General features: G+C 57.6%; 4 protein-coding genes. 2 read left to right on the forward strand and 2 right to left on the reverse strand.

Annotated features, from left to right (window positions below):
- Window positions 1–668, forward strand: a 668-nt coding sequence (mazG, locus tag AC11W3_RS14225; protein ID WP_484093200.1) for a nucleoside triphosphate pyrophosphohydrolase, incomplete at its 5' end; no start/stop codon positions are given.
- A 246-nt stretch (window positions 669–914) separates the two neighbouring features.
- Here mazG and AC11W3_RS14230 read toward each other — a convergent pair.
- Both AC11W3_RS14230 and murJ read right to left on the reverse strand, forming a co-directional pair.
- The gene (locus AC11W3_RS14230) at window positions 915–1,484 is read right to left on the reverse strand and encodes a methylated-DNA--[protein]-cysteine S-methyltransferase (RefSeq protein ID WP_484093201.1); all 570 of its coding nucleotides are present in this window, start codon (window positions 1,482–1,484) and stop codon (window positions 915–917) included.
- Window positions 1,485–1,570: 86 nt separating this feature from the next.
- A complete protein-coding gene (murJ, locus tag AC11W3_RS14235; RefSeq protein ID WP_484093202.1) occupies window positions 1,571–3,145 on the reverse strand; it encodes a murein biosynthesis integral membrane protein MurJ in 1,575 nt (524 codons plus the stop codon).
- Window positions 3,146–3,379: 234 nt separating this feature from the next.
- Here murJ and AC11W3_RS14240 point away from each other — a divergent pair.
- Window positions 3,380–4,709 (forward strand): lipopolysaccharide biosynthesis protein (locus tag AC11W3_RS14240; RefSeq protein ID WP_484093203.1); only part of this gene is annotated, 1,330 nt, incomplete at its 3' end.

Here is a 4,709-nt window from a genome sequence, read left to right on the forward strand (position 1 = left end):
AAGAGGCCTACGAGGTCATCGAGGCGATAGACGCCAAGGATACCCCCCTCCTCAAGGAGGAACTGGGCGACCTGCTGCTGCAGCCCGTATTCCATGCCGCCATCGCCGAGGAAAAGGGCGAGTTCTCGATGGACGACGTCCTTGACGCCATCAATGACAAGCTTATCCGCCGTCACCCCCACGTCTTCGGTGAGGAAGTCATCGAAAGCAGCGAGGCCCAGGTGCAGAACTGGGAGAAGATCAAGAAGCAGGAGAAGGGCGTGGAAAGGAAATCTGCCCTCTCCGGGATTCCCCCCGAGCTTCCGGCCCTCATGAAGGCACAGAAGATTACCGAGAAGGCGGCACGGGTGGGATTCGACTGGGAACACACGGACCAGGTGTTCGCGAAGGTGATGGAGGAGCTGCACGAATTCGAGGAGGCCATGCTCTCCGGCGACCAGACGGAGATGGAAGCGGAACTGGGGGACCTCCTCTTCGCCATCGTGAACCTGGGGCGCTTCGTGTCGGTGGATCCCGAGGAGGCTTTAAGGAAGACGATCCAGCGCTTCACCAGGCGGTTCAGCCATGTCGAAGACACCCTGCACGCCAAAGGAATGGCCATGCAGTCGGCGACACTGGAGGAGATGGATGTGCTCTGGGAAGAGGCGAAGAGGCTGGAAAAAGATTGAATAACTTAATGTTTTTCGTCAACCAATTTCTTTTCCACACGTTTTGTGGATAACCTGTGGATAACAGTGTTGAGAAATAAAGAAAGTTTCGCGTTTTAAGCACTTTCCACGTTCTGCATAATAATTGGCCACGGCGATAAGCCACGCAATTACAGCTACTTAGAATAAGACGCCGCATTACCCGCCGTTCCGGGCGAATTCCAGTTAGGCACAACTAATTAAGCCGCAGCGTCGTGGAAATCCTGTTCATAACCTACCAGAAAATGGTCCTTCACACGCCCCGCGGGCATTCAAAACAACCCCCTCCATCACGAGCAGCTCTCTCTTCGAGTCGATCCCTCCGGGTGCAGTGAATCCTGTCATGAGCCCGTTCTTCGCAACCACCCGGTGGCACGGTATCACGATCGGCAACGCGTTCCTCGCCATGGCCGCCCCGATGGCCCTCGCCCCCTTGGGAGCGCCGCAGTCGGCCGCAACTTCGGCATAGCTCATCACGGTGCCGTAAGGGATGGCCGCGACTCGGCGATACACCTCTTGCTGAAATTTCGTGCAGCAGTCGAGATCCATCGGGATGTCGAAGACGACCTCATGGCCGGCGAAGTACCTGCTCAAAAGCTCGGCACATGTGACGGTCAAATCGCTATCCCGCTCCGCACCCGGATGCATCGCCGCCGCCAGTTCCAGCGCGGCGGTGGCGGAAGCCGTACCGTACGGCAGGTGGTTGGCCACAAGCCCGGCATCATTGGCGGCCACAACGCCGAAACCGACCGCCGTCTCATATATTGAAAACGCTTTAGCTGCAGAATAGATCTTCATACTCAGTCACTCCCCACGCTCCTTCACCGGCACCGTCACGCACCAGGTTTGCTCTGTCGCCCCCTCACACTTCCCTATTCTACCGACTATGCTCTCTTCCTGAGAAGCTTTTTCCTCATGAGGCCCATAACCTCGCGGGCTTCATCGGAACCCATGAGATGGGCGGTGATGAGGAAGATGGCTATTCCGGCCATGACAGCCCCACCGAGAACGCCTCCCTTGACGATCCTCCCGCCGCGGCTGGACCACTCGATGAGACCGACGATCCAGTAGACAGCGGCCGCCATCGGGATCGTGGCGATCAGCCCCTTGAAGGCGGAAACGGTAATGGCCCTGCCACCGAAGGGGCCGACCTTCTTCCTGAGGAACCACAGCAGGAGCAGCATGTTCCCCAGAGCCGACAGGGAAGAGGCAAGCGCCAGCCCGCCATGCTTCATCGGCCCCATGAGAACCAGGCTGAAGAGAAGATTGAGCACGAAGGCGCAAAATGCCGTTATCACCGGGGTCTTGGTATCCTTGAGTGCGTAAAAGGCAGGAACCAGCACCCGCACCATCGCCACGAAGGTGAGGCCGAGCGAGTAGTAGACCAGGGCGATGCCGCAGTTGACAGCCTTGGCGTAGGTGAAGGCTCCTCCCATGAAGAGGAGCGAGAAGATCGGTGTCGAGCAGAATATCAACCCGGCCATGGCCGGTATGGTAATGAAGAGGGTAAGACGCACGCCGTAATTAAGCGATTCCTTCAGGGCGTCCATGTCGCCGACAGCAGCCTGCCTGCTCATGGAAGGAAGGACCGCCTGGGCGACCGAGACGGTGAAGATCCCCTGCGGGAACTCGAAGAGCCTCTGGGCATAGTAGAGGTAGGAGACGCTTCCTTCGGGAAGGAGCGAGGCGAGGATGGCACTGACGGCGATGTTGAGATAATAGACGCCGACCCCGAATATGGACGGCCCCATGAGAAGGGCGATCCTCTTCACCGCCGGATGATGGAAGTCGAAATTGGGGCGGATCGGGAAGCCCCTGCTGTAGAGCACCGGAATTTGCAGGAGCAGCTGCATCAAGCCGCCGATCAGGACCCCGACGGCCAGCGACACGATCGGCACGTCGAAGCGCGTGTGCAGGATGGAGGCGGCCAGGATCATCGAAAGGTTGAGAAAGACGGTGGAGATGGCCGGGGTGAAGAAGTGGCGGACCGTGTTGAGGATCCCCATGCAGAGGGCCACGAGGCTCACGAAGAAGATGTAGGGGAACATCAGCCGGTTAAGGAGGATGGTGATCCTGACTTTCTCCGGATTGCTCGCGAAGCCCGGGAACATGAGCGCGACGAGTTGGGGGGAAAAGATGATGCCGACGATGGTGATGGCGGCCATCACCATGGTCAGCACGGTGAAGCAGACATTGGAGAGCGCCCGAGCCTCGTCCTCGCCCTTGTTCGTGTACCACTCCGAGAAGGTGGGGACGAAGGCGGAGGTGAGGGCACCTTCGGCGAAGAAGCGGCGCAGCATGTTGGGGATCTGGAAGGCGGCGAAGAAGGCGTCCGTGTACATCCCGGCGCCGAAGAGGTGGGAAACGACCATGTCGCGCACCATGCCCATGATGCGGGACAGCATGGTAGCCGCGCCGAGCACCCCGGCCGCGCGGGCGATGTTTTTCTTTTCAGACATCGGGACCCCTGATACTGAAGTGGCCTTAAGGGGGGAATCTATCACAAGGGGCGGGAAACAGGCAAGTTCAACGGCTTCCACTTTTCATATACTGCAGTGAGCATGGCAATCGTTGCGGATAAATGAGGTAGGACTCTATCGCTTTGACAGCAGCCGGTCAGCGATGATATGTTGTGCCGTTGGCGCGGCTTCCGCCTCCCCGCTTCCCGACGCACCCCACCTCTTGGACAAGACATGAATCCGCTCAAAAAACTCGTCAGGCAGACCGCGATTTACGGTTTGAGCAGCATCGTCGGACGCTTGATCAACTACTTCCTCGTCCCGCTGTACACCCGAATTTTTTTACCGCAGGAGTATGGCATCGTCACCGAACTGTACGCCTATGCCAGCTTCCTGATGATCCTCTGCACCTTCGGCATGGAGACCACGTTTTTCCGCTTCTCGGAGAGCCAGCACGAAAAGGACGCGGTCTATTCCACCGCGCTCGTTCCGGTCGCCGTCCTGAACCTGGTGTTCATCACCCTCGGGATTTTGGGCTCATCTTTTTGCTCGGAGAGACTCCACTACAACAACCATCCGGAATACATCGTTTATTTCGTGCTGATCGTGGGGCTGGATGCCATTGTCTCCATACCTTTTGCCAGGCTGAGGCAGCAGCACAAGGCCCTCAGATTCGCCGTTATCAAACTCGTCAACATCCTGATCAATATCATCTGCAACTTCTTCTTTCTGCTCCTCTGCCCCTACCTTATCCGGCATGGCTACCACCTGCCGCTCTACCATACCTCCGGCGGGGTTGGGTATGTATTCCTGTCGAACATGATCGCAAGCGCCGTCACGCTCGCCATATTGTACCGCGACGTCATCGGCGCCAGATTCCTTTTCGACCGGCGCCTCTTCAAGGAAATGCTCTGGTACACCCTGCCGCTGCTCGTCGCCGGCCTGGCCGGGATGGTGAACGAGACGCTCGACAGGATTCTGCTGCGATTTCTTCTCGTTGTTCCGCCGGGAGGAGGCGATGCAAGCAAGTACGTCATGTCGCAGATCGGGATCTACGGGGCGAACTACAAGGTGTCGATCCTGATGACGCTGTTCATCCAGACCTTCCGTTACGCGGCCGAGCCGTTTTTCTTTGGGCAGGCCAAGGAGCGTGAGTCGCGAGAGATCTTCAGCCAGGTGATGACCTATTTCGTCCTTTTCGGGCTCGCCATCTTCCTGGGCGTCATGCTGAACATCGACATCATCAAGCATTTCATTGGCGCAAAGTTCTATCCGGGCATCGGCATCGTCCCGGTACTGCTTCTGGCCAATCTGTTTCTGGGAATCATATTCAACCTTTCCATCTGGTATAAGCTGAACAACATGACGAAATATGGCGCCTACATCACCATCTTCGGCGCCATCGTCACTATTGCGGCAAACATCGTGCTGATCCCGATGCTTGGGTATGCGGGTGCGGCCTGGGCGACCTTCGTCTGCTACTTCCTGATGATGCTGCTCTCGTACTTCTGGGGGCAGAAATACTTTCCCGTGCAGTACGAGGTTGCCAAGATCGCGGCATATT

The sequence above is a fragment of the Geomonas sp. genome (assembly GCF_056994735.1).

Bases quoted from the DNA above. Each gene is read 5' to 3' on its own strand.
- murJ (WP_484093202.1), bottom strand. From the start codon at position 3,145: ATGTCTGAAAAGAAAAACATCGCCCGCGCGGCCGGGGTGCTCGGCGCG.
- AC11W3_RS14230 (WP_484093201.1), bottom strand. From the start codon at position 1,484: ATGAAGATCTATTCTGCAGCTAAAGCGTTTTCAATATATGAGACGGCG.